The organism is Streptomyces sp. NPDC047000 (assembly GCF_040644295.1).
GTDB lineage: Bacteria > Actinomycetota > Actinomycetes > Streptomycetales > Streptomycetaceae > Streptomyces.
In genome coordinates, this window is record NZ_JBEYWE010000047.1 from 1 (window position 1) to 22,588 (window position 22,588).

A 22,588-nucleotide genomic window follows, 5' to 3' on the forward strand; every position below is an offset into this window, starting at 1 on the left:
CTCACTGCGGGGAAACTCGCACGGTGAGTTCGGAGGGAGGCCGCGCGGAAAAGGACCAGATCACCTGGGCACCTCGCCGCGCGGCCGACCCTACACCGCGCACTTCCAGCCCCTGCTCGAGTCTGTCGACCTGACCGGAACCATCGTCACCTTCGACGCGCCTCCGCGGAGGGGCGACGTCGGCCTTCGAACGCGGCCCGACACGGCGGGGGACTGCCGGCCCGAAGGCGTACCCGAAGGCGCAGCCTGTGCCTCGGCCTTCCCGGTCGCCGTTCTTCAGTCGGCTTCCCTCTTCAGCGCGCCGGCATCCCCGCGGTGTGAGGTCGGCGGCTCAGCTGCCCGTCGGCTCGGCGGGCGCACTCTGCCGGGGTTGGGCCGGGGTGTCGTCGGTCTGGGTCGCGGGGGCGCTGTAGAAGACGGAGCTGCCCTGCCGGGTGCGCTGGATGCGGTTCTTGGCGACGAGTCCTTCCAGGGTGCTGCGCACGACCGTGGTCTTGATGCCGCGGTCGGGGTGGGCCTGGTCGAGTGATGTGGCGACCTCGGCCGCGGAGCGGGGCTCGTGGTGCTGGGCGAGGTGGTCGTGGACGAGTTCGACCAGCGTCGGCTGCGACGACGTGGGTGTGGTGACAGCCGGTTTCGCGGCAGAAGCCTTCTTTGGCACGGCTTTCCTGGTCGGTTTGTCGTTCCTGCCGGTTGGCTTCTTCGCTCGTGTTGCCTTGTGGGATGCGGGAGAGGCGGGTGTCCTCCTGCGAGGCGGGGGAACCGGGCTGTCGTCGGCGGCGAGGGTCTGCGCCTGTGGGGCGGTGCCGAGTGCCTCCTGGACGTGTGTCAGAACCGACTGCTCGTGCTGCAGCACGCTCAGCTGCTTCTGCAGAGCGGCGATCTCGGTGGTGAGACGCTCCTGTTCGCGGCCGTTGGTCTCCAGGTCGGCGGCCACTCGTGAGCGGTACTGGTCTGTCAGGCCGGTGGTGGCCGTGTCGGTAGACATCGAACTCCTCCTGTGACTGGGGGCTGTGAATGGGTCGGGGGCTGGAGAGCCGCCTGCCGGAGGTGACCGGTCCGGTGCCTGGCGCCGGGTGACGGCGGGAGTGCGACTGCTGTTCCGTATCTTGGTGGATGGTACGGACGGATTGAGCCTGGTGTTCCTGCCGAACGACGTCTTCACTCTCGACCTCGGCCCCGAACACGGCCTTGGCCCGCCCGTCGATCTCCGTAACGAGACGTCCTGAGCTTGTCTCCTTCACCAGATCAGGCACCAGTAGTTCCCCGCGTTGCCGATACCGATCCGGCCCACGGGGGGTACGAGGCCGGGGTCGGGCGGACCTGCCGAGGCCAGGGAGCATGCGGGGTCACCGACGGTTTCGGCCAGGGCCATGCGCTGTGCGGCGGCGACAGCGGCAGGGGACGTGTACCACGTGGTGGTGACCGGCCCACTCCTTTCAGGGCGAGGTGTTGATGTCGGTGGCCCGGGGAGGGGAGTCGAGGCGGTCGGCGTCGGTTGCGTCGTGGTCTCGGAGGGCCGCGTCGCCGGATGAGGACGCGGGGGAGGAGGGGACGTGTGCGTCGGCGGCGGTGGCTGGGGGGTATGCGGGCCGGCCGTCGCCGGGTGGGTCGTCGGGCGGTCCGTGGAGGGCACCGGCTGGGGGGAGTGGGCTGCCGTGGTCGCGGTCGGTCCGGGTGTCGCCGGCGGTGTCGAGGTCGCTGAGGTGGGGAGGTGCGGCTCGGGTGTTTCCGACGGTCCCGCTCTTGACGGGAGTGCGCTCGGAGCCGTCGCCGCTGAGCCGGGTGTGTTCCCGTCAGATGTCAGCAACAGCCACGTTCCGGTGCCGCCGAGAACGAGAACCGCGGCGGCGCCCGCTATCCACGGGGCCCGCCGCGGCGGGCGTCGGTGACGGCTCATGGTTCACTGTCGCATTGCCGCGGTGATCCCGCAGTGGTAGGGGGCGGAGGCTCGACCGTGCTCCTGCGCGCGCCGAGGACGATCACGTCTGGCGGAGTCCATGAGGACTGTGCGACCGCCTCCCGGATGCCGGTGAACCGCAGCCGGGGGTCTCGTCCAGCCGTTCGGGGCCGACGCCGATCGCTGCACGCACGGTCATCTGGGCCCCCGCGAGTCGTGGACCGTCACTCCACCAGGTCATCCGGCCCCACTGAGAGACAGTGGCCGACCGACACAGACAGGCCGAGCGCGGGTACGGCGATGAGCAGCTGCTGCACGGCCGCGTCTACGGCGCGGACCACGACGATCCCGATCCCGGGCCGCGCTTGGGCTGCATGTGATGCCCGCTCTCATCGGAGACGGCGGACAGTCACACGCCCCTGCGTCTCCCGTGTCTCCCGTGTCTCCCGTGTCAGGAGGTTGCTTCCGGTCCCGCGGCGCATCGTGACCGTTCGGTCCGGCCTCCCGGACGATCGCCCAACGCAGACCTCGGGCCGTCGCCGGGGCGTGCCCGTCCCGTCGGCCCACGGTCGACGGCGGCCCGCGCGGGAGGCAGAAGGCCCGGGCACGCCGGCAGGCGTGCCCGGGCCGTGACCGTGTTCTGCGGGCCCTGGGGGACCGGTCAGGCGGTGGCGCAGGTGCTGCCGTTGAGGGTGAAGGTGCTCGGAGAGGAGTTGGAACCGCCCTTGGTGCCGAGGAAGCCCACGGCGACCGAACCCGCGGCCGGGATGGTGGAGGTGTACGAGGCGGGGGTGACGCTCACCGTGGCGCCGCTCTGAGCGGGCGTACCTCCCCACATGTTGCTGACGGTCTGGCCGTCGGCGAAGGCGAAGACCAGCTTCCAGCCGTTGATGGCGGTGGTGCCGGTGTTGCGGATGGTGATCTCGCTCTGGAAGCCGCCCGGCCACTCGCCGACGACGCGGTAGCCGACGGAGCAGCTCACGCTGGGCGCCGTGGCGGTGGTGACGTTCACCGTGGCCGAACGGGCCGAGCGGTTCCCGGCCGCGTCACGTGCGTAGACCGCGAACGTGTAAGCCGTGTCGGCGGTGAGAGCGGTGACAACGGCGCTGTTGGTGGTGGAGGCGGCGACCGTGGTCTCGGTGGTGCCGCTGACGCGAACGATGTCGTAGGCGGTGACGGCAACGTTATCGGTGGCGGCGGTCCAGCTGAGCGCGACAGAGGTGGCTGTCACGGCTGAGGCCGTCGGGGTGCCGGGGGCAGTCGGGGCCTGTGTGTCGTTCGAGGTGCCGCCACCGTAGACGGTGGCTTCCTTGGAGGTCTGGGCGATGCCGTTGACGCCGTTGAACACGCGCTGGCCCCAGGCGCTGAGGTGGGTGGCGTCGAAACCGATCGCCAGGTCGAGGACCGGGTCGGTGTTGCCGCTCCAGGACCAGGCCAGGTAGCCGAGCTTGAGCTGCTGCGCGGTGGCCATCATGGTGTCCTCGTCCGGATCGCCGTACTGGTCTGCGGGACCGCCGAACTCGCCGATGAGAATGGGCAGTTTGGCGTTGACGAAGGCGTTGAGGTAGTCGGTGATCTCCTGGGCGGTGTCGAAGACGCTGTACATGTGGATCGAGAAGATCAGGTTGCCGGTGGTGTCGGCGTTGTAGACGGACTGCGCGTTGGCACGCATGACGCCCTGCCAGTCCTGGCCCCAGTTGGGCGCGTCCACCATGATCGTGTGCTGGAACCCGGCGGCGCGCAGTTTCTGGACGGCGGCGACGGTCGGTGCGGTCCAGCCTGCGGGGTCGGTGTTGCCCCAGGGTTCGTTGCCGATGTTGATGATGATGTAGTTCTCTTCGCCGGTGAGGACGCTCTTGAGGCCGATCCAGTAGTCGGCCGCCTCATCGAGGGTGCCGGCTGCGGAATCCTCGCCGTATCCGGTGGTGTCGTGCACCTCCAGCACGCAGATGAGCCGGAGGGTCTTGCACTGGGCGACGATGCCGGCTACTTCCTCGGGGCTGTTCCTGGTCCAGCGGTGGCCGTCGGACAGGACCACGCGGACGGAGTTGGCGCCCAGTGCCTTGATGTCGGCCAACGACTGGGTCTGGCCCGTGTACCAGGTGTACGCGTGGTTGACGCCGCGCATGATGAAGTCGTTGCCGTTGCCTTCGACCAGGCGGCCGTTGCTGATGTGGAGGCCGGTGGCGGCGGCACCCGGCGACGCGGCCTGCGCGCCGGCCGGGGAGAGGACGCCGAGGGCGACGGCCCCGAGGAGAGTGACCAGTACGGTCAGCAGGTGAGCGACCGGGTGTTTCCGTGCCGTGCGTCTTGGTGTTCTCACTACGGCTCCTAGAGTGAGCGCCGAGAAGCTGGGGCGGAATGGAAAGTGTGGGAGCGCTCCCATGTAGCCATCGCCTCACCGGCACGTCAAGGGATGCCGCAGAGGCTCCGCCACCTGAACGCTCCGAAGGCACCTCCCGGCTCCGCTCCGAAACCGGAGCCGGTGGTCCGGGACTCCGCGGCCGATCCGGATCGAACCGCAGGGACCGTGGACGAACTGGCGGCCCTGGACGCGGCCGCCGTGATGGGCGACTGCCACTGCGTCGTCGCCCGCGCGGCCGCCGCCCGGGCCGATGTCCTCGGTCTGCCGTTCCCCTGCTCGTCCGCGGTGCTCGACGCGCTCACCGAGGAGCCGACGGAGCGGGCCGCGCGCTTGGCCCCGGCCCAGTCCCACACCTGACGGGTCCACGCGGACTTCCCTCTCGGCGCGGACCGACGCCGGATCACGGTGACGACGCAGCCGAGCGTCTACCGGGCGTTCGGAACCCGCGTCCCGCGGGACCACCTCGCTCCCCACGGCGGCACCGTCGTCGAACTCGACACGAACGCGCCCACCCCGAGGCTTTGCGCGACGCGCTCGTCGACCACGGCGCGACGGCGCTCCTCCTGCTGGTCGGCCACCCGGAGCCGGCGGGGCCGATCTGAACCTTCCGACGCCGCTGCCCGCCCGGTTGACCTCCGAGTAGACCAGTCGTATAGTTCTGGATGTCGGAACGCGGCACACGCTACGGAGAGGCTGAATGTCATGGGGCGCATCAAGGTGGGCACGGAGAACAGCACGGACATCGAGCTGCACTACGAGGACAAGGGGAACGGTCAGCCGGTGGTGCTGATCCACGGCTATCCCCTGGACGGCACCTCTTGGGAGGGGCAGACGTCGGCGCTGCTCGACGCCGGCTACCGGGTCGTCACCTACGACCGCCGGGGTTTCGGCAAGTCCAGCCAGCCCTCGACCGGTTACGACTACGACACCTTCGCCGCCGACCTGCACACGGTCCTGGAGACGCTGGATCTGCGGGAAGCCGTACTGGTCGGATTCTCGATGGGCACCGGCGAAGTGGCCCGCTACCTCTCCGCCTACGGCTCGGAACGTGTCGCCAAGGCAGTGTTCCTGGCCAGTCTCGAACCGTTCCTGGAGATCACCGACGACAACCCGGACGGCGCCGCGCCTCTGTCCTTCTTCGAGGGTGTCTCCGAGGCGGTGAAGAAGGACCGGTACGCGTTCTTCACCGACTTCTACAACGACTTCTTCAACCTCGACGAGAACCTGGGCACCCGGGTCAGCGAGGGCGCGGTCCGCAACGCGTGGAACGTCGCCGCCGGATCGGGGGCCATCGCCTCCGCGGCCGCCCCGCTCACCTGGCCCACCGACTTCCGCGCCGACATCCCGAAGATCGACGTGCCCGCCCTGATCGTCCACGGCACCGCCGACCGCACCCTGCCCATCGACGCCACCGGCCGGCGCTTCGCCAGGGCCCTGCCCGGCGCCCAGTACATCGAGATCGAGGGCGCCCCCCATGGGCTCCTCACCACCCACACCGCCGAGGTCAACGAAGCCCTGCTCGCCTTCCTCGGCCGCTGAACCCCACGCCCGGCGACAGCCGAATTGACGCACCGCACCTTCTGCCGCCTCCGGTCGCTTCCGGCTACTCATAGACGACCGGTCTACTCGTCCTGTACCATCTCATCACCAGGAGCATGATCATGAAGGTTCTCATCGTCCTGACCTCGCACGACGAGCTGGGTACCACCGGCCGCAAGACCGGGTTCTGGCTGGAGGAACTGGCCGCACCCTACTACCGGTTCAAGGAGGCCGGCTGGGACATCACCCTCGCCTCTCCCAAGGGCGGCCGTCCGCCGCTGGACCCCAAGAGCAACGAGCCCGCCAACCAGACGGACCAGACCCGCCGCTTCGAGGCCGACGCGGAAGCGACCGCGGCGCTGTCGAACACCGTGCGCCTGGACTCCGTCGTCGCCGACGACTACGACACCGTCTTCTACCCCGGCGGCCACGGTCCGCTGTGGGACCTGGCCGAGGACAGCGACTCCATCCGCCTGATCGAGACCACCCTGCGCTCCGGCAAGCCTCTCGCCCTGGTCTGCCACGCCCCCGGCGTCCTGCGCCACACCCTCAACGAGGACGGCACACCCCTCGTCCAGGGCCGGAACGTCACCGGCTTCACCAACTCCGAGGAAGACGGCGTCGCCCTCACCGACATCGTCCCCTTCCTCGTCGAGGACGAGCTGATCAAGCTCGGCGGCCTCTACTCCAAGATCGGCGACTGGCAGCCCTACGTCGTCCAGGACGGCCTCCTCGTCACCGGCCAGAACCCCGCCTCCTCCGGACCCGCCGCCGACGCGCTCATCAAGCGCACCGCCGTCCACGCCTGACACACCCAGCGGCACTGCTGCCGCCGACCGCGCCCTCGACACCGCCGGCCCATCGGACTGAATCCGATGGGCCGGCGGCTCTATGAGGGTGGAGCACCGCCGCGCCGGTGCGCTCGGCTGATTGGCCGACGGCCGACGGTCGACGTCGCACTCATCTCGGGAGGAGGGTGACGCCGCCGCCTCCCTCACCCGGGACGGCGACAGGGGTGCAGCTCGGGTCGGCCGGCGGGCTGAGCGCGACGTGGGGCTCGCTCTCCCGTGTCCTTGCCGGTGTTGTCATCGAAGTCCTCTCCCGGCCCGCTGGCCGGCTTCTCCGTGACGTGGGCCGACTCGTACCGGTTCACCCGGTGCGGCGCGAGCGCGTGGGCCGGCGTCCGCGCTGCCGCGGCTGTCACGCCGGAGGACCGACTGCGGCGGTCAGGGCGCGAACGTCCGGTCCGTGCTCCATGCGGTGGCCGCCGCCTGGTCCTGCCGGCTGCCGAGACGACCCGCACCGAACCGGTCGCCGCCTTCACCCGAGCACGCGGGTGAGGTGGGGGACTTGGCCGGCGGGGATCAGGAAGCTCCGATCCGTCCGCTACGCACTGGTCGTGGGCGCGCCGCCCCGTTTCCGCGCCTCGTGCCGAGGGGTCCCGTCCATCGCGCCGACGGACGCCCAGGAGGGGCGCCGTCCCGCTGACGGAGTATCCCCCTCACGTGTGCGGGACGGCGGCGCTGAACCGGCACCGTTTCTCCACTCGGACGGTCAAGGCGGGTCCAGGAATCGGAATCTCTCTAGACGACTGGTCTACTCCCCGCTACTGTCGTGGCCATGGGTACTCCAGAGATCACCGCCATTCCTTCTCGGCACCTCTCCTCTCCCGCACTGCGGCCCGACGGCAGCAGGTGTGACCGCGGCGTACGGCTTCCCGGAGCCGGAGCCGGAGCCGGAGCGAGCGGGGCGGAAGGCGCGCCGGGCAAGGCGAAAGGCGCCGCGGTCACCTCAGCGGTGATCGCGCAGAGCGCGTGGAGACGGCCAGCGTCCGCCGTGTTCACGGTCGGATGGGGAGCGAACATGTTCGCCTCCGTCCTGCAGGTCTACCGCGAGAACTTGAGCAGTGCCCAGGTCAACGCCCTTTTCGGGGCCTACGCGCTGGGCCTCGTACCGGCCCTGCTGGTGATGGCCCGGCTCTCCGACCGGCTCGGCCGGCAGCGCGTTCTCCTGGCCGCCTTGCTGCTGTCCGCGCTCGGCTCGGCGGTGATCCTGTTCTCCGGCGGAGCGTTCGGCACGATCCTGGCCGGACGGATCATCGTGGGAATCAGCGCGGGCTCGGCGTTCGGGCCGGGAACGGCATGGATCAAGGAACTGTCCGACACCGCCAAGGCGGCGGGGGCGGGAGCGCGGCGCTCGGCGGTCGCGCTGACCGCCGGGTTCGCCGCCGGACCGCTGCTGTCCGGTGTCATCGTCCAGTGGCTGCCCTCGCCCCAGACGACCGCCTACCTGGTGCACATCGCCCTGGTGGCACTGACACTGCCGGTGGTGTGGCGCGCTCCGGCGGCTGCCTTGCCCGCCACCGGACGGGACAGCCGCTCCGTCCGCCACGGCGACGGGGCGAGGAAGGTCCTGACGAGCCGCCTCTTCCTGACCGCGGTGCTTCCGACGGCACCGTGGGTCTTCGGGGCCGCGACCGTGTCACTCGCGGCGCTCCCCGTCCTCGTACCGTTGGGCGGGTACGGCGCCGTCGGCGGTGGTGTGGTCGCCGCCGTCACCCTGGGCAGTGGTATCGGGGTACAGCCATGGGCGCGGCGCCTGGCCCTGCGCTCCGCGGCGGCACCGTTCCGCGCAGGCATGGCGTCCGTGATCGCCGGGCTGCTCGCCGCGGCGCTCACCGTCGCCACCGGCTCGCTGGTCCTCCTGGGGGTGACGGCCGCTGTCCTGGGTTCGGCCTACGGTCTTCTGCTGGTGAGTGGTCTTCAGCTCGCGGAGTCGCTCGCCGGCCCGCGGAACATCTCGACCGTGATCGCCGTCTTCTACAGCCTCACCTACATCGGATTCGCCTTCCCCGTACTCGTACAGGTGCTGGGCAAGCTCTGGAACCCGGCATCCGTCCTGGTGGCCGGTTCGGCGCTCGCGGTCGCTGCCCTGGCGATGAGCCTGATCGCCTGGCCTGTGCGACGGGCATCCCGCACCGGGGCCTGACCCCATCCGGACATGGCGCTCCGAGTCTGCCTTCCGGCTCCCTCCGTATGCGTTGGTGGTGCGGACGATGCGGCAGATCCGGGTGTCGAAGCGGAGGAACGGAGTGGACTCCTCCAGGCGTTCCGCCACAGCTTCACGATCGCCGGACGCTTGCCGTTCCAGGCGTCTCATGGCTGTCACCGCCGGTTGGATCCGCCCGGTCCACCAGCCGGCAGTCGGCCTTGCTGACGCACCGGTTGGGAGTGCGTCTGTCGGTCGGCCGCACCCGACCTTGCTGGGGCAGCGCACTCGCCGAGTCGTTCTACGCCCCCGTCGAGAGGGGGCCGCTCGGCGCCGTCTCCCGGCTCGGCCCGGCCGGGCCGCCGCCCGCACCACGGTCTTCGACTTCGTCGAGGGCTGCTACCACTGCACCGTCTGCACAGCAGCCTCGGCTACCGCGGTCCCGCCGAACACGAGACCGCATGGGCAGTCTGACCACTGTGCCGATGGGGTCCGTCACAACGGAGCAGGCTCAGGGGGCGGCGTGTTCGTCGAAGGCGTCCGCGTCGAGTCCGCCGGCCAGGGCGGACAACTGAGTGCCGAACTCGGCGGTGAACACGTCGTGGCGCAGCTGCTGCGCCTCGCGGACTTCAGCGCGGGTGGCGATCGAGAGGGAACAACAGCTCGAGTGGGGTGACATCAGCCCGGCACGCCCTTCACTCCGTTCCGGCCGTGGTCGTCGACAAGACGAAGATCACTGCTCATGCCCGCATATCCGTACCTTTCGCGCCTGCGCAGCGGAACGACGAGCATCCGGGCGCCGTGTGGATTCATCAGTGGGCGGATCGATGGGACGAGCGGGTCTCCACGGTCCCGGAGCGGGCGGACGGAGCCCGGAGGCGGAGACACGTGACCGCATTGTGCGAGACGAACGCAAGCCGCAAGACGACTGGTCTATTTGGGTGGTAGACTGCCACCATGCCAGTCACCCGAACCCGGAGTGCCGACACCCGTCGGAACATCCTCGACGCCGCCCAGCGGATCATGGCCCACAAGGGCTACTCCGCGGTCGGTCTCAACGAGGTGCTCGCGGAGGCGGGCGTACCCAAGGGGTCCTTTTACCATTATTTCGGCTCCAAGGACGCCTTCGGTGAGGCGCTGCTGGAGAGTTACTTCGACGCATACCTTGCCGACATGGACCGCGTCCTGTCGCAGCCCGGCCAGTCCGCCGCCGAACACCTGATGGGCTACTGGCGGATGTGGCGGGAGACGCAGAGCTTCGACGAGTGCCAGGGCAAGTGTCTCGCCGTGAAGCTCGGAGCCGAGGTCTCCGACCTCTCCGAGCCGATGCGACTGTCCCTCAAGAAGGGAACAGGAGCAATCGTCGAGCGGCTCGAGCGGGTCATCATCAGCGGCCTCTCGGACGGGTCGATCGCGATCGACGGCACACCCCGCGAAACGGCACAGATCCTCTACGACATGTGGCTCGGCGCCAGCGTCATGGCCAAGATCCACCGCAGCCTCGAGCCTCTGGACACCACCACGGCGATGACTCGCCGACTTCTGCTCCCCTGACGCGCTCGGGCACGGCGCGATCGACGTCCCCCGCGCGGCACTCGACGCCGGGGCGACCTGGCTCGGCGTGTGCACCACGGCCGAAGCACTCGAACTGCGCCGGGCCGGCCTCGACGCCCCGATACGCCATGCGTGGTCGGCTGCAAGGCGTCTTCACCGTCGTCATCGTCGGCGCACTGTTTGTACGACAGTGCTGGCGCTGCACCGTCACCCTGGCACAGCCGCCATCCCCACCGACGCGGCCCGAAGCCGCACACCAGCCGTTGAACTGGCGCATCACGGCCGTCTCTCGTTCGTTCACCCGGAGATTCACGCCCGGAGCAGCAGGCGGTCGATGTTCCTGCGGCTGCGCTCGTCGTCGGGGGTGTGGACGACGAGGCGGACGCCGGGGCAGTCGGTGAGCTCCATGCCGGTGGCACGCAGACTCACTTCGCCGATGCCCGGAACGTCGTAGCGCTTGTTGCACAGGCGTGGCGGAGCGACGTCGTGCGTGGCCCAGAGCCGGGAGAACAGCGAGCTGGCGGCACACAGACGGGTGATGAGGTCCTGCCATCGCGGGTCGCCCGGGTTCTGGCTGTAGCGGTAGCGGAGCCCTGCCGCGGCTTCGGGTGCCTGCTTGTCTCGGTTGACGATGTGGTGCCGGCCCTCCGGTGCCGCGAAGAGGTGCCAGACGGTATTTCGCTCGCCGGGCGGAGCACTGACCAGCGCGGGGTGCAGGGCTGCGTATGCCCGGTTCCAGCGCAGGACGTCGGTACGGGCGTCGACCAGCATGGCGGGCAGCGGGTCCAAGGTCTCCAGGACGGTGTCGAGGTCGCCGGGGATCTCGGTCGGCGGATCGCTGGTGACCGGGGGCTGGGGGACTCCGGCAAGACGGTAGAGGTGGTCGCGCTCGGCGGCGTCCAGGAACAGCGTGCGGGCCACCGCGTCGAGTACCTGGGAGCTGACGTTGATCGGCCGCCCCTGCTCCAACCACGTGTACCAGGTGATGCCGACGCCGGCCAGATGGGCGACCTCCTCGCGGCGCAGTCCGGGGGTGCGCCGACGGACGCCGGGTGGCATGCCGACATCCTCGGGAGCAACCCGCGCGCGTCGGGAGCGCAAGAACTCTCGCAGTTCAGCCCGGTTCACGCTCGTCGACACATGTTCACTGTGCCAGAGGCGTGAGGACTCGGCCGGGTGGTGTCAGTACCAGTATCAGCGCGCTCTTGGCACCGGTGAGGGGGAGAGGCGCAGGCTCGTACCGCCTGTGTTTCTCAGGGCGTTCCCCGGGACGTCTTCGAGGACGTTTCTCCAGGACACTTTCCAGGACGAATGGACGAACAATTCGATGAGTGACGCTTTCCACGGCAAGGTCGCGGTCGTGACGGGCGGGAGTGCCGGCATCGGCCGTGCCACCGCCCGGAAGATCGCTGAAGGGGGTGGCACGGTCTACATCACGGGCCGGGACCAGGGCGCCCTGACGGCGGCGGTTGCGGACATACCGGGTGATGTCATCGGGGTCCGGGCCGACTCGCGCTCGGCCGACGACCTCGACCGGCTCTTCGCGGAGGTCGGGCGGTGCAGTGGCCGGCTGGACGTGCTGGTCGCCAATACAGCGGCGATTGCGGCCGCACCGCTGGGATCGATCACGGAGGACGTCATCAGGACGGTCTTCGACGTCAACATCACCGGGACGATCATGACCGTCCAGAAGGCGCTGCCGCTGTTGGCCGACGGTGGCGCCGTCGTCCTCACCGGCTCGATGGCCGCGCACAAGGCATCGCGCGGGCAGAGTGTCTACGCGGCTTCCAAGGCCGGGGTCCGCGCCCTCGCCCGCACCTGGGCCCTTGAGCTGACGCCGCGCGGGATCCGGGTGAATGTGGTGAGCCCGGGCCCGACGGAGACGCCCGGCATCGCACAACTGGCCGCTACCCCGGAGGAACGCGAGGCGTTCTTCACCAGGATGGGCACCGGGACCCCGATGACCCGGGCCGGTGCCGCGGAGGAGGTCGCCGCTGTCATCGCCTTCGTCGCCTCGGACGCGGCCTCCCATGTCAACGGCGCCGATTATCAGGTGGACGGCGGATACGGCCAGGTCTGACGCCCTGTTCGAGCGGTCCCGGACCGTCTGGACAGGACTGGGAACGTGGTCACGGTCTTCTCCCGGCGTCCTTGCGCCGCGTGGTGGGGGTGTGGGTGCGCCCGCTCCACGCGGCACCGACCTCTTGGGCCCTCTGCCTTGATCGTGGACACCGGTGACCGGCGCGCCGCTCGACGCTCGGCATGCCGTGGGTTCCTGCCTGTCAGGGCGTGGCCATGGTCGGCGGGTTGGGGGTCTTCTGTGTGTGCCGTGGTGCCGTTGGCACGCTGAGGACCATGGTGAGGCCGCCGCCGGGGGTGTCCTCGGCGTTCAGGGTGCCGCCCATGGCTTCGGCGAAGCCGCGGGCGACGGCGAGGCCGAGTCCGACGCCGTTGCCGCGCGGTGAGTCGCCGAAGCGTTGGAAGGGCTCGAATATCCGGTTTTTGGCGTCGTCGGGGACGCCGGGGCCTCGGTCTACGACGCGTACCTCGACGCGATCGGCGATGGCGCTGGCACAGACGAGGACGTTTTTGTCGGGTGGACTGTACTTGACGGCGTTCTCGACGATGTTGGCGACGGCACGCTCCAGCAGCCCCCGGTCGACGGACACCATGGGCAGGGTCTCCGGGATGTCGAGTTCCACGGTGTTCTCGGGCACTCCGCCGAGTGTCATGGGGACGACTTCGTCGAGGTCCGTCTCACGGGTGATCGGCGTGACGGTACCGGTCTGCAGGCGGGACATGTCGAGGAGGTTGCCCACCAGGTGGTCGAGGCGGTCCGCTCCCAGCTCTATGGCCTCCAGCAGGTCTGCCCGGTCCTGCTCGGACCACTGGACGTCGTCGGAACGCAAGGAGGTGACGGCCGCCATGATGCCCGCGAGGGGAGTGCGCAGGTCGTGGCTCACGGCGGCGAGCAGCGCGGTGCGGATGCGGTTGCCCTCGGCCAGCTCTTTGGCCCGGTCGGCGTCCTGCTGGAGGCGCTGGTGGTCGAGGACGACGGCGGCCTGGGCGGCGAAGGCGGCGAGCACCCGGCGGTCGGCGGCCGGCAGCACACGGCCGGAGAGTGCCAGGGACATGTGGTCGCCGACCGGTACGTCGACGTCCGCGTCGTCGGGATCCTGGCAGGGCCCCGGTCCCACGCTGCCGGCGCAGGTCCACGGATCGGTCTCGTCGGCCCGCTCCAGCAGGGCCGCCGACTCCATGCCGAAGGTCTCGCGTACCCGCTCCAGCAGTTCCTCCAGGCTGGTCTCGCCGCGCAGGATGTTGCCCGCGAGGAAGGAGAGGATCTCGGACTCGGCGCGCAGCCGGGCCGCTTGGTGGGTCCGGCGGGCGGCGAGGTCGACCACCGAGGCCACGGACACGGCGACCCCGACGAAGACGGCGAGCGCGACGATGTTCTTCGGGTCGGCGATCGTCAGGGTGTGGACGGGCGGCGTGAAGTACCAGTTGAGCAGCAACGAGCCGGCCACCGCGGACGCCAGGGCGGGCAGCAGCCCGCCCACCAGGGCCGCCGCCACCGTCAGAGCGAGGAACAGCAGCATGTCGTTGACGAGGCCGAGGCCCGGGAGGGCGCTGGTCAGCAGGAAGGTGAGCAGAGCGGGACCGAGCACGCCGACGAGCCGGCCCCACACGACCCGGGTCCGCCCGAGGCGTGCTCCGCGTGCCACCGGCAGGCCGCGGCCCCTGCCGGCCTCGTCGTGCGTGATGAGGTGGACGTCGAGGTCGGGACCGGATTGCCGGGCCACTGTGGCGCCGACGCCCGGTCCGAAGACGTACTGCCAGCTTCTGCGCCGCGAGACGCCGAGGACGATCTGGGTGGCGTTCACCCCGCGTGCGAAGTCGAGCAGCGCGGCGGGGACGTCGTCGCCGACGACCTGGTGGAAGGTGCCGCCCAGGTCCTCGACGAGGGTGCGCTGGAGGGCGAGTTCCTTCGGGGAGACGGCGGTGAGGCCGTCGCTGCGTGAGACGTAGACGGCCAGTACCTCGCCGCCGGCGCCCTTCTCGGCCAGTCGCGTAGCCCGGCGGATGAGGGTGCGCCCCTCGGGACCGCCGGTCAGGCCGACCACGATCCGTTCACGCGAGCCCCAGATGGTCGAGACGTGATGTGCGCTGCGGTATTCGGTCAGGTAGGCGTCGACCCGGTCGGCCACCCACAGGAGCGCGAGCTCGCGCAGGGCGGTCAGATTGCCGGGGCGGAAGTAGTTGGACAGGGCCGCGTCGACCTTGTCCGCGGTGTAGATGTTGCCGTGTGCCATACGGCGGCGCAGTGCCTGCGGGGACATGTCGACGAGCTCGATCTGGTCGGCACGGCGTACGACCTCGTCCGGGACGGTCTCGCGCTGCCGGACTCCCGTGATCGACTCCACCACGTCGCCGAGGGACTCCAGGTGCTGGATGTTGACCGTCGACACGACGTCGATCCCCGCGGCCAGGAGTTCCTCGACGTCCTGCCAGCGTTTGGCGTTGCGCGCGCCGGGGACGTTGGTGTGGGCGAGTTCGTCCACCAGCGCGATGGCGGGGGCCCGCCGCAGGACGGCGTCCACGTCCATCTCGGTGAAGGTGGCGCCCCGGTGCTCGATCTCCTGGCGGGGGATCTGTTCCAGGCCGTGCAGCATCACCTCGGTGCGTGGCCGGTGGTGGTGTTCCACGAGGGCGACCACGCAGTCCGTGCCCCGCTCGATCCTGCGGTGGGCCTCGGACAGCATGGCGTAGGTCTTTCCGACGCCGGGTGCCGCGCCGAGGTGGATCCGGAGCTTTCCGCGTGCCATGTCATCCTTCGAAGCGATAACCCATGCCGGGCTGGGTGATCAGATAGCGGGGGTGCGCGGGGTCGGTCTCCAGTTTGCGGCGCAGCTGAGCCATGTACACCCGCAGGTAGTTGGTCTTGTCGCTCCCCGAGACGCCCCACACCTCCTGAAGAAGATGGTTTTGTGTGATCAGTCGTCCCGGGTTGGTCACGAGGATCTCCAGCAGGTGCCATTCGGTCGGGGTCAGCCGCACGTCCCGTCCCTGCCGGACGACCTTCTTGGCGAGCAGGTCGATGCTGAAGTCGCCGGTCTCGACGAGTGCCGTCTCGGGCAGGAGCGATGTGTCCTCGGTGCGGCGGACCGAGGCCCGCAGCCGGGCGAGGAGTTCGTTCATGCTGAACGGCTTGGTGATGTAGTCGTCGGCGCCCGCGTCGAGCGCGGCGACCTTCTCCTCCGAGGCCTGCCGGGCGGACAGCACCAGGATCGGCACCCGGGTCCAGCCGCGCAGCGCCTTGATGACGTCGATACCGTCCATGTCGGGCAGTCCGAGGTCGAGCATCACCACGTCGGGCTGGCGGGCGGCGGCCAGCCGCAGGGCCGTCGTCCCGTCGGGCGCGGCGTCGACCCCGTACTCGCGAACCTGCAGGTTGATCACGAGGGCCCTTACGAGCTGCGGGTCGTCCTCCACCACCAGCACCCTGGTCATGGGTGTGCGCCTTTCCTGTCGTGCGTCGGGCCGGTCGGCGCCGGACGCGAGGCCACCGGGTCCTTGGGGGGAGCCTGCGGACCAGGATCCGGGCCGGCTTCCGGCCGCCGGCTTGCGCGCATGTCGCGTCGTCCTGTCAGCGCTTCGCCAGAAGGTCTTGGAGTGCGATGTTGAGCTCCAGGACGTTCACGCGGGGCTCGCCGATGAAGCCGAGGGTGCGGCCCTCGGTGTGGTCCCTCACCAGCTTGTTCACCTGCGCGACGGGCAGGCCGTTCTTCGCGGCGACCCGGTGGATCTGGATCTTCGCGTACTGCGGGGAGATGTCCGGGTCGAGGCCGGAGCCGGAGGACGTGACCGCGTCGGCCGGCACCTGGGCCGCCTCGACCGTGTAGCCGGGCACCGAGTTGTCCTTGATGACGGCCGCCTTCGCGTCCTTCACCTGCTGGATGAGGTGCTTGTTGTCGGCGGAGAGGTTGGTCGCGCCGGACAGCAGCAGCCGGTACCGGGTGTTGGCGCTGTTGCTGCCGAGCCCGTCGGCCGGACGGCCCTGGAACCACTTCAGGTCGGGGCCGGGAATCTTGTGTCCCTTCTTCAGTGGCAGGTTGTACGACTGCCCGATCAGGGACGAGCCGACGACCTTGCCGTGCGCCTTGATCTCGGAGCCGTTCGCCTTGTTGCCGAACAGCGCCTGGGCCACACCCGTCACGACGAGCGGGTAAACGACACCCGTCACCAGGGTCAGCACGAGGAGGGCGCGCAGGCCCGCGCCGAGCAACCGGACGGTGCGGGACACGGAAGTGTTCATGGCGATCAGCCGATTCCGGGGATGAGGGAGACGAGCAGGTCGATGAGCTTGATGCCGATGAAGGGTGCGATCAGTCCGCCGATGCCGTAGACCGTCAGGTTCCGCCGCAGCATCTTGTCGGCGCCCACCGGCTTGTACCGCACGCCTTTCAAGGACAGCGGCACCAGCGCGACGATGATCAGCGCGTTGAAGACGACGGCGGACAGGATCGCGGAGTCCGGTGAGGACAGCCCCATGATGTTGAGCTTGTCCAGGCCCGGGTACACGGCCGCGAACAGCGCCGGGATGATCGCGAAGTACTTCGCGACGTCGTTGGCGATGGAGAAGGTGGTCAACGCGCCGCGCGTGATCAGCAGCTGCTTGCCGATCTCGACGATCTCGATCAGCTTGGTCGGGTCGGAGTCGAGGTCGACCATGTTGCCGGCCTCCTTGGCGGCCGACGTACCGGTGTTCATCGCCACTCCGACGTCCGCCTGCGCGAGAGCGGGCGCGTCGTTGGTGCCGTCCCCGGTCATCGCGACGAGCTTGCCGCCTGCCTGCTCCCGCTTGATGAGCGCCATCTTGTCCTCGGGAGTGGCCTCGGCGAGGAAGTCGTCGACGCCCGCCTCCTCGGCGATGGCCTTGGCCGTCAGCGGGTTGTCACCCGTGATCATGACGGTCTTGATGCCCATGCGGCGCAGCTCGTCGAACCGCTCCCGCATCCCGTTCTTGACGACGTCCTTGAGGTGGATGACACCCAGCACGCGGGCGCCCTCGGCGTCCTCGACGGCGACGAGCAGCGGCGTGCCGCCCGCCTCGGAGATGCGGTCGGCGATGCCGTCCGCGTCCTCAAAGACCGCCCCGCCCGCCTCCTTGACCCAGGCGATGACCGACCCGGCCGCGCCCTTGCGGACCTTGCGTCCGCCCACGTCCACGCCGGACATACGGGTCTGGGCGGTGAAGGCGATCCACTTGGCGTCGGCCAGCTCGCCTTGGTGGCGCTCCCTCAGCCCGTACCTCTCCTTCGCCAGCACGACGACGGAGCGGCCCTCGGGTGTCTCGTCGGCCAGTGACGACAGCTGGGCCGCGTCCGCGACCTCGGCCTCGGTCGCGCCGCGCACCGGTACGAACTCGGCGGCCTGGCGGTTGCCGAAGGTGATGGTGCCGGTCTTGTCCAGCAGCAGCGTGGACACGTCACCGGCCGCCTCGACGGCACGGCCCGACACGGCGAGTACGTTGCGCTGCACCAGCCGGTCCATGCCCGCGATGCCGATCGCCGACAGCAGCGCGCCGATCGTGGTAGGGATCAGGCACACCAGCAGCGCCACCAGTACGACCGTCGTCAGATGCGTGCCCGCGTAGTCCGCGAAGGGCGGCAGCGTGGCGCATGCCAGCAGGAAGACGATCGTCAGCGAGACCAGCAGGATGTTCAGCGCGATCTCGTTCGGCGTCTTCTGTCGGGCGGCGCCCTCCACCAAGTCGATCATCCGGTCGATGAAGGTCTCTCCCGGCTTCGTCATGATCTTGATGACGATCCGGTCGGACAGCACCTTCGTGCCGCCGGTGACGGCCGAGCGGTCGCCGCCGGACTCCCGGATGACCGGCGCCGACTCGCCGGTGATCGCGGACTCGTCGACCGATGCGACGCCCTCGACGACGTCACCGTCCCCGGGGATGATGTCGCCCGCCTCGCAGACGACCAGGTCGCCGATCCTCAGCCCGGTTCCGGGCACCTGTTCCTCGGACGTGCCGTCCGGAAGCAGACGGCGGGCCACGGTGTCCGTCTTGGCCTTGCGCAGGGTGTCGGCCTGCGCCTTGCCCCGGCCCTCGGCGACCGCCTCCGCGAGGTTGGCGAAGACCACGGTCAGCCACAGCCAGGCACTGATCGCCCAGCCGAACCAGTCGCCCGGGTCCTTGACGGAGAAGACGGTGGTGAGGACCGAGCCGATCCACACCACGAACATCACGGGCGACGTGACCATCACCCGCGGATCGAGCTTGCGGAAGGCGTCCGGCAGCGACTTCACAAGCTGCCTCGGGTCGAAGAGACCCCCACCGACACGTCCTGTGGTGGACTTGCGCCCGGTGGGAATGTCACTGTGCGGCGCCAGGGCCGCAGTGGCTGGGGGCATCGGGTCCTCGTGCTTCTGTGTACGGGTGGTCATGACGCCAACCCCTCGGCCAGCGGCCCCAGGGCGAGGGCCGGGAAGTAGGTCAGGCCGGTGATGACCAGGACGGCGCCCACCAGCAGGCCGGTGAACAGCGGTTTCTCGGTGCGCAGGGTGCCCGCGGTGACCGGGACCGGTTTCTGGCCGGCGAGTGAGCCGGCCAGCGCCAATACGAAGATCATCGGCAGGAAGCGGCCGAACAGCATGGCCAGGCCGGTCATGGTGTTGTACCAGTCGGTGTTCGCGTTCAGTCCGGCAAAGGCCGAGCCGTTGTTGTTGGACGCCGAGGTGAAGGCGTACAGCACCTCGGAGAAGCCGTGCGGCCCGGAGTTGAGCATCGAGCGGGGCGGCGTGGTCAGGGCCATGGAGGCCGCGGTGAGGACGAGCACCAGCGCCGGCGTGATCAGGAGGTAGCAGGCCGCCAGCTTGATCTCGCGGGAGCCGATCTTCTTGCCCAGGTACTCGGGCGTACGGCCGACCATCAGACCGGCGATGAACACCGCGATCACAGCCATGATCAGCATGCCGTACAGGCCGGAGCCGGTGCCGCCGGGCGCGATCTCGCCCAGCATCATGCCGAGCATGGCGATCCCGCCGCCGAGCCCGGTGAACGAGGAGTGGAAGGAGTTCACCGCCCCGGTCGACGTCAGGGTCGTGGACACCGCGAAGACGGACGAGGAGCCGACGCCGAAGCGGACCTCCTTGCCCTCGTACGCCCCGCCCGCGAGCTGTGAGGCCGGGCCGTGGTGGGCGAACTCGGCCCACATCATCAGGGCGACGAAGCCCACCCAGATGGCGGCCATCGTGGCGAGGATCGCGTAGCCCTGCCTCACCGAGCCGACCATGATGCCGAAGGTGCGCGTCAGAGCGAACGGGATCAGCAGGATCAGGAAGATCTCGAAAAGGTTGGTGAAGGGGGTCGGGTTCTCGAAGGGGTGGGCGCTGTTGGCGTTGAAGTAGCCGCCGCCGTTGGTGCCCAGTTCCTTGATGGCCTCCTGGGAGGCGACCGCCCCGCCGTTCCACTGCTGGGAGCCGCCCACGAACTGGCCGACCTCGTGGATCCCGGCGAAGTTCTGGATCGCCCCGCACGCCACCAGCACGACGGCGGCGACGGCCGCACCCGGCAGCAGGATCCGCAGGGTGCCGCGGACCAGGTCGGCCCAGAAGTTGCCCAGTACACCGGTGCGTGAGCGGGCGAAGCCGCGCACCAGGGCCACCGCGACGGCGATGCCGACGGCGGCGGAGACGAAGTTCTGCACGGCCAGACCGGCGGTCTGCACGACGTGCCCCATGGTCTGCTCGCCGGCGTACGACTGCCAGTTGGTGTTGGTCACGAAGGAGACGGCCGTGTTGAACGACTGCGCCGGGTCGACCGAGGAGAACCGCAGCGACCCCGGCAGAATGCCCTGGATCCGCTGCAGCAGGTACAGGAAGAGGACACTGACCGCGGAGAACGCGAGGACCCCGCGCAGGTACGCGGTCCAGCGCATCTCGGTGTCGGGATCGACACCGATGAGCCTGTAGATCCGCTTCTCGACACGCCAGTGTCTGTCGGAGGAGTAGACCCTGGCCATGTAGGTGCCGACGGGCACGTGCACGAGCGCCAGGGCTCCTGTCAGGGCGATCAGTTGGAGGACGCCCGCGAGTACCGGACCCATGTCTGTCTCAGAACCTCTCCGGGAAGATCAGGGCGAGGACGAGATAGCCCAGCAGGGCGACGGCCACGACCAGGCCGACGATGTTCTCGGCGGTCACAGCTTCGTCACCCCCCTGGCGACGAGGGCGACCAGCGCGAAGCACGCGGCCACGGTGACGACGAAGGCCAGATCGGCCATCGTGAGCTCCCGGAGTGAGGTTCGACGAAGACGGACGGTTAGAGGAAACCGCCTCATCGGCCGGATCCGGCCGGCCTTAACGGCCCTGTGACGGCGGTCCCCGCCGTTTTGACGGGTCTCTTACGGTCCGGTCCCGTACCGGCTCGTGGAAGAGCGTCGGCACCAGCGCGCCAGTCGCATCAGCGCGCGGAACACGGACGACGGCCCGCTATGCGATCACCCGCTCCGCCTTCGGCACGCTGTGATCGCTCTTGATGGGGTCTTGACGGCGATGGAGCACTCTTCCGTGAGCCCGGGCGTCACTCTCTGCTTACGCCGGTGCGGCCGTCCGCGTGATGGCCGGAGCCCGCGCCGAACAGCGCATCGGGAGAACGCCGGTGACCACGAACGAACACCCTCCTCCCAGTGGCCTGCGTGCCTGGATTCCGGAAGGCTCTCCGACACGGGCAGGAGCGCCCGACACAACGCTCCGGGCACCCGGCCCGAACCCGCGCACAAGGGCCGGCACCGGTGGCGGGTGATGTGCCTGACGGGCGTCGACTGCTTCTCCACCCTCGGCCACCGGCCCGGAATCGCCGCCCTGGCCGCCGGCCTGCTGTCACCGGTCGCGACTGTCGTCCTTGTGGTCGTGGCCCTGGCGGGTGCCCTGCCGGTGTACCGGCGCGTGGCGGAGGAGAGTCCGCACGGTGAGGGCTCCATCGCGATGCCGGAGCGGTTGCTGTCGTTCTGGCAGGGCAAGCTGTTCGTGCTCACGCTGCTGGGCTTCGCCGCCACCGACTTCCTCATCACCATCACCCTGTCGGCCGCCGACGCCGCCACCCACCTGGTGGAGAACCCGCACCTGACCAGCGTCCTCCACGGTCGGCAGGTGGTCATCACACTGCTCTTGATCGCGCTGCTCGGCGCGGTGTTCCTCAAGGGCTTTCCGGAGGCGATCGGTGTCGCGGTGGTCCTGGTCGCCGTACATCTCGGCCTGAACGCCGTGGTGGTGATCACCTGCCTGTGGCACGTGCTGACCGCAGGTCACCTGGTGACGGACTGGACCAGCGCTCTGAGCGCCGAGCACGGCAGTGTCTTCGCGATGATCGGGGTGTTCTGCTCGTCTTCCCGAAGCTCGCCCTGGGCCTGTCCGGCTTCGAGACGGGCGTCGCGGTAATGCCGCACGTCGAGGGCGATCCCGGTGACACGGAGGAGCAGCCGAAGGACCGGATCCACGACACCAGGAAGCTGCTCACCACCGCCGCCCGCGGAGCCGCCCAGCAGGGCTGGACCGTCGGCTTCGCGGCCGTCTCGGTCATCCTGCTCCACGTGACCGTCGCCAACGTCATGGAGCGCCCCGACGGTGTGAAGATCGGCGCTTGCTTCATCGTCGGCATCATGCTGGTTTCCCTGACCTCCCGGCTGGCCCGCTCGTTCGAGCTGCGCGTGACCGGAATCCAGCTCGACGACCAGGCGGAACGATTCGTCCGAGACATCGCCAGCCGCAAGGTTCGCTTCATCGCCGACAAGCCGGTCCGACGCGACCTGGCCGAATACCGGGACCGGCTCGAACAGCTCAGGGCGGACAAGGACATGCCGGAGCAGGACGACTTCGTCTTCGTCGAGGTCACGGTCACCGATCCCTCGGAGTTCGAGACGGGCCTGACGGTCCGCGGCGCGGTCCTGCACCACCGCTGCCGCGTCCTGACGGTCGAGTCCTCCTCCGTCCCCAACGCCCTGGCCGCACTCCTCCTCCACATCCGCGACACCACCGGCCGCATCCCCCACAGCTACTTCCACCGGACCGAGGGCAACCCGCTCACGAACTTCCTGCGCTTCTTCCTCTTCGGCCAGGGCGAGGTCGCTCCGATCACCCGTGAGGTCCTGCGCGAGGCCGAGCCCGAGTGGCGGCTCCCTCCCCGCGTCCACGTCGGCTGAACCCCGGCTCTCAGGTCCGGCCACCGT

Annotated in this window: 17 protein-coding genes and 3 pseudogenes; 9 read left to right on the forward strand and 11 right to left on the reverse strand. The window is 69.5% G+C overall.

Annotated elements, in window-relative coordinates; translation table 11 throughout:
- Window positions 1-331: 331 nt before the first annotated feature.
- The gene (locus ABZ862_RS37035) at window positions 332-988 is read right to left on the reverse strand and encodes a hypothetical protein (RefSeq protein ID WP_360968581.1); all 657 of its coding nucleotides are present in this window, start codon (window positions 986-988) and stop codon (window positions 332-334) included.
- A 100-nt stretch (window positions 989-1,088) separates the two neighbouring features.
- Between ABZ862_RS37035 and ABZ862_RS37040 the strand changes: the two genes are divergently transcribed.
- Window positions 1,089-1,229 carry a hypothetical protein gene (locus ABZ862_RS37040; RefSeq protein ID WP_360968584.1) on the forward strand — a complete coding sequence of 47 codons (141 nt, stop codon included), beginning with the start codon at window positions 1,089-1,091 and terminating at the stop codon, window positions 1,227-1,229.
- 11 nt (window positions 1,230-1,240) lie between these two features.
- Here ABZ862_RS37040 and ABZ862_RS37045 read toward each other — a convergent pair whose 3' ends face one another.
- On the reverse strand, window positions 1,241-1,375 hold the full coding sequence (locus ABZ862_RS37045; RefSeq protein WP_360968587.1) for a hypothetical protein: 135 nt from the start codon (window positions 1,373-1,375) through the stop codon (window positions 1,241-1,243).
- A gap of 1,186 nt (window positions 1,376-2,561) precedes the next feature.
- On the reverse strand, window positions 2,562-4,223 hold the full coding sequence (locus ABZ862_RS37050; RefSeq protein WP_360968590.1) for a cellulase family glycosylhydrolase: 1,662 nt from the start codon (window positions 4,221-4,223) through the stop codon (window positions 2,562-2,564).
- A gap of 150 nt (window positions 4,224-4,373) precedes the next feature.
- On the opposite strand from ABZ862_RS37050, the pseudogene ABZ862_RS37055 reads away from it, so the two are divergent.
- From ABZ862_RS37055 to ABZ862_RS37070, 4 genes and pseudogenes are all read left to right on the forward strand, one after another.
- A pseudogene (locus ABZ862_RS37055) lies at window positions 4,374-4,864 on the forward strand (amino acid ABC transporter substrate-binding protein); the annotation flags it as partial.
- Between the two features lie 103 nt (window positions 4,865-4,967).
- The gene (locus ABZ862_RS37060; RefSeq protein WP_360968593.1) at window positions 4,968-5,804 is read left to right on the forward strand and encodes an alpha/beta hydrolase; all 837 of its coding nucleotides are present in this window, start codon (window positions 4,968-4,970) and stop codon (window positions 5,802-5,804) included.
- 122 nt (window positions 5,805-5,926) lie between these two features.
- Entirely contained in the window at window positions 5,927-6,613 is a 687-nt protein-coding gene (locus tag ABZ862_RS37065; protein ID WP_360968596.1) for a type 1 glutamine amidotransferase domain-containing protein, read from the forward strand.
- 811 nt (window positions 6,614-7,424) lie between these two features.
- Window positions 7,425-8,792, forward strand: a complete 1,368-nt coding sequence (locus tag ABZ862_RS37070; RefSeq protein WP_360968599.1) for an MFS transporter — start codon at window positions 7,425-7,427, stop codon at window positions 8,790-8,792.
- Between the two features lie 511 nt (window positions 8,793-9,303).
- Here the strand turns inward: ABZ862_RS37070 and ABZ862_RS37075 are convergent.
- On the reverse strand, window positions 9,304-9,471 hold the full coding sequence (locus tag ABZ862_RS37075; RefSeq protein WP_360968602.1) for a hypothetical protein: 168 nt from the start codon (window positions 9,469-9,471) through the stop codon (window positions 9,304-9,306).
- 278 nt (window positions 9,472-9,749) lie between these two features.
- Here ABZ862_RS37075 and ABZ862_RS37080 point away from each other — a divergent pair, with 278 nt between their 5' ends.
- Together ABZ862_RS37080 and ABZ862_RS37085 are read left to right on the forward strand one after the other, a co-directional pair.
- On the forward strand, window positions 9,750-10,346 hold the full coding sequence (locus tag ABZ862_RS37080) for a TetR/AcrR family transcriptional regulator (RefSeq protein WP_360968604.1): 597 nt from the start codon (window positions 9,750-9,752) through the stop codon (window positions 10,344-10,346).
- Window positions 10,347-10,353: 7 nt separating this feature from the next.
- Window positions 10,354-10,485: pseudogene (locus tag ABZ862_RS37085) on the forward strand (alanine racemase); the annotation flags it as partial.
- 170 nt (window positions 10,486-10,655) lie between these two features.
- On the opposite strand, the gene ABZ862_RS37090 reads toward ABZ862_RS37085, so the two are convergent.
- A complete protein-coding gene (locus ABZ862_RS37090) occupies window positions 10,656-11,486 on the reverse strand; it encodes a helix-turn-helix transcriptional regulator (protein ID WP_360968607.1) in 831 nt (276 codons plus the stop codon).
- Between the two features lie 187 nt (window positions 11,487-11,673).
- Here ABZ862_RS37090 and ABZ862_RS37095 point away from each other — a divergent pair, with 187 nt between their 5' ends.
- The gene (locus ABZ862_RS37095) at window positions 11,674-12,426 is read left to right on the forward strand and encodes an SDR family oxidoreductase (RefSeq protein ID WP_360968610.1); all 753 of its coding nucleotides are present in this window, start codon (window positions 11,674-11,676) and stop codon (window positions 12,424-12,426) included.
- A 202-nt stretch (window positions 12,427-12,628) separates the two neighbouring features.
- Here the strand turns inward: ABZ862_RS37095 and ABZ862_RS37100 are convergent, their stop codons facing one another.
- From ABZ862_RS37100 to kdpF, 6 genes are all read right to left on the reverse strand, one after another.
- The gene (locus ABZ862_RS37100) at window positions 12,629-15,172 is read right to left on the reverse strand and encodes a sensor histidine kinase KdpD (RefSeq protein ID WP_360968612.1); all 2,544 of its coding nucleotides are present in this window, start codon (window positions 15,170-15,172) and stop codon (window positions 12,629-12,631) included.
- A 1-nt stretch (window position 15,173) separates the two neighbouring features.
- Complete coding sequence (locus tag ABZ862_RS37105) at window positions 15,174-15,857, reverse strand: response regulator (RefSeq protein WP_360968615.1); 684 nt, start codon at window positions 15,855-15,857, stop codon at window positions 15,174-15,176.
- Between the two features lie 136 nt (window positions 15,858-15,993).
- Window positions 15,994-16,662 (reverse strand): potassium-transporting ATPase subunit C, encoded by a 669-nt coding sequence (locus tag ABZ862_RS37110; RefSeq protein ID WP_360968618.1) that lies wholly within the window; start codon window positions 16,660-16,662, stop codon window positions 15,994-15,996.
- 5 nt (window positions 16,663-16,667) lie between these two features.
- Window positions 16,668-18,806, reverse strand: a complete 2,139-nt coding sequence (kdpB, locus tag ABZ862_RS37115; RefSeq protein ID WP_360968621.1) for a potassium-transporting ATPase subunit KdpB — start codon at window positions 18,804-18,806, stop codon at window positions 16,668-16,670.
- Window positions 18,803-20,467, reverse strand: coding sequence for a potassium-transporting ATPase subunit KdpA (gene kdpA / locus ABZ862_RS37120; protein ID WP_360968624.1), 1,665 nt, complete (start codon window positions 20,465-20,467; stop codon window positions 18,803-18,805). The genes kdpB and kdpA overlap by 4 nt, the downstream gene beginning before the upstream one ends.
- 7 nt (window positions 20,468-20,474) lie before the next feature.
- A complete protein-coding gene (kdpF, locus tag ABZ862_RS37125) occupies window positions 20,475-20,564 on the reverse strand; it encodes a K(+)-transporting ATPase subunit F (RefSeq protein ID WP_016434100.1) in 90 nt (29 codons plus the stop codon).
- A 457-nt stretch (window positions 20,565-21,021) separates the two neighbouring features.
- Between kdpF and ABZ862_RS37130 the strand changes: the two are divergent.
- Window positions 21,022-22,561, forward strand: a pseudogene (locus ABZ862_RS37130) (hypothetical protein).
- Window positions 22,562-22,588: the final 27 nt, after the last annotated feature.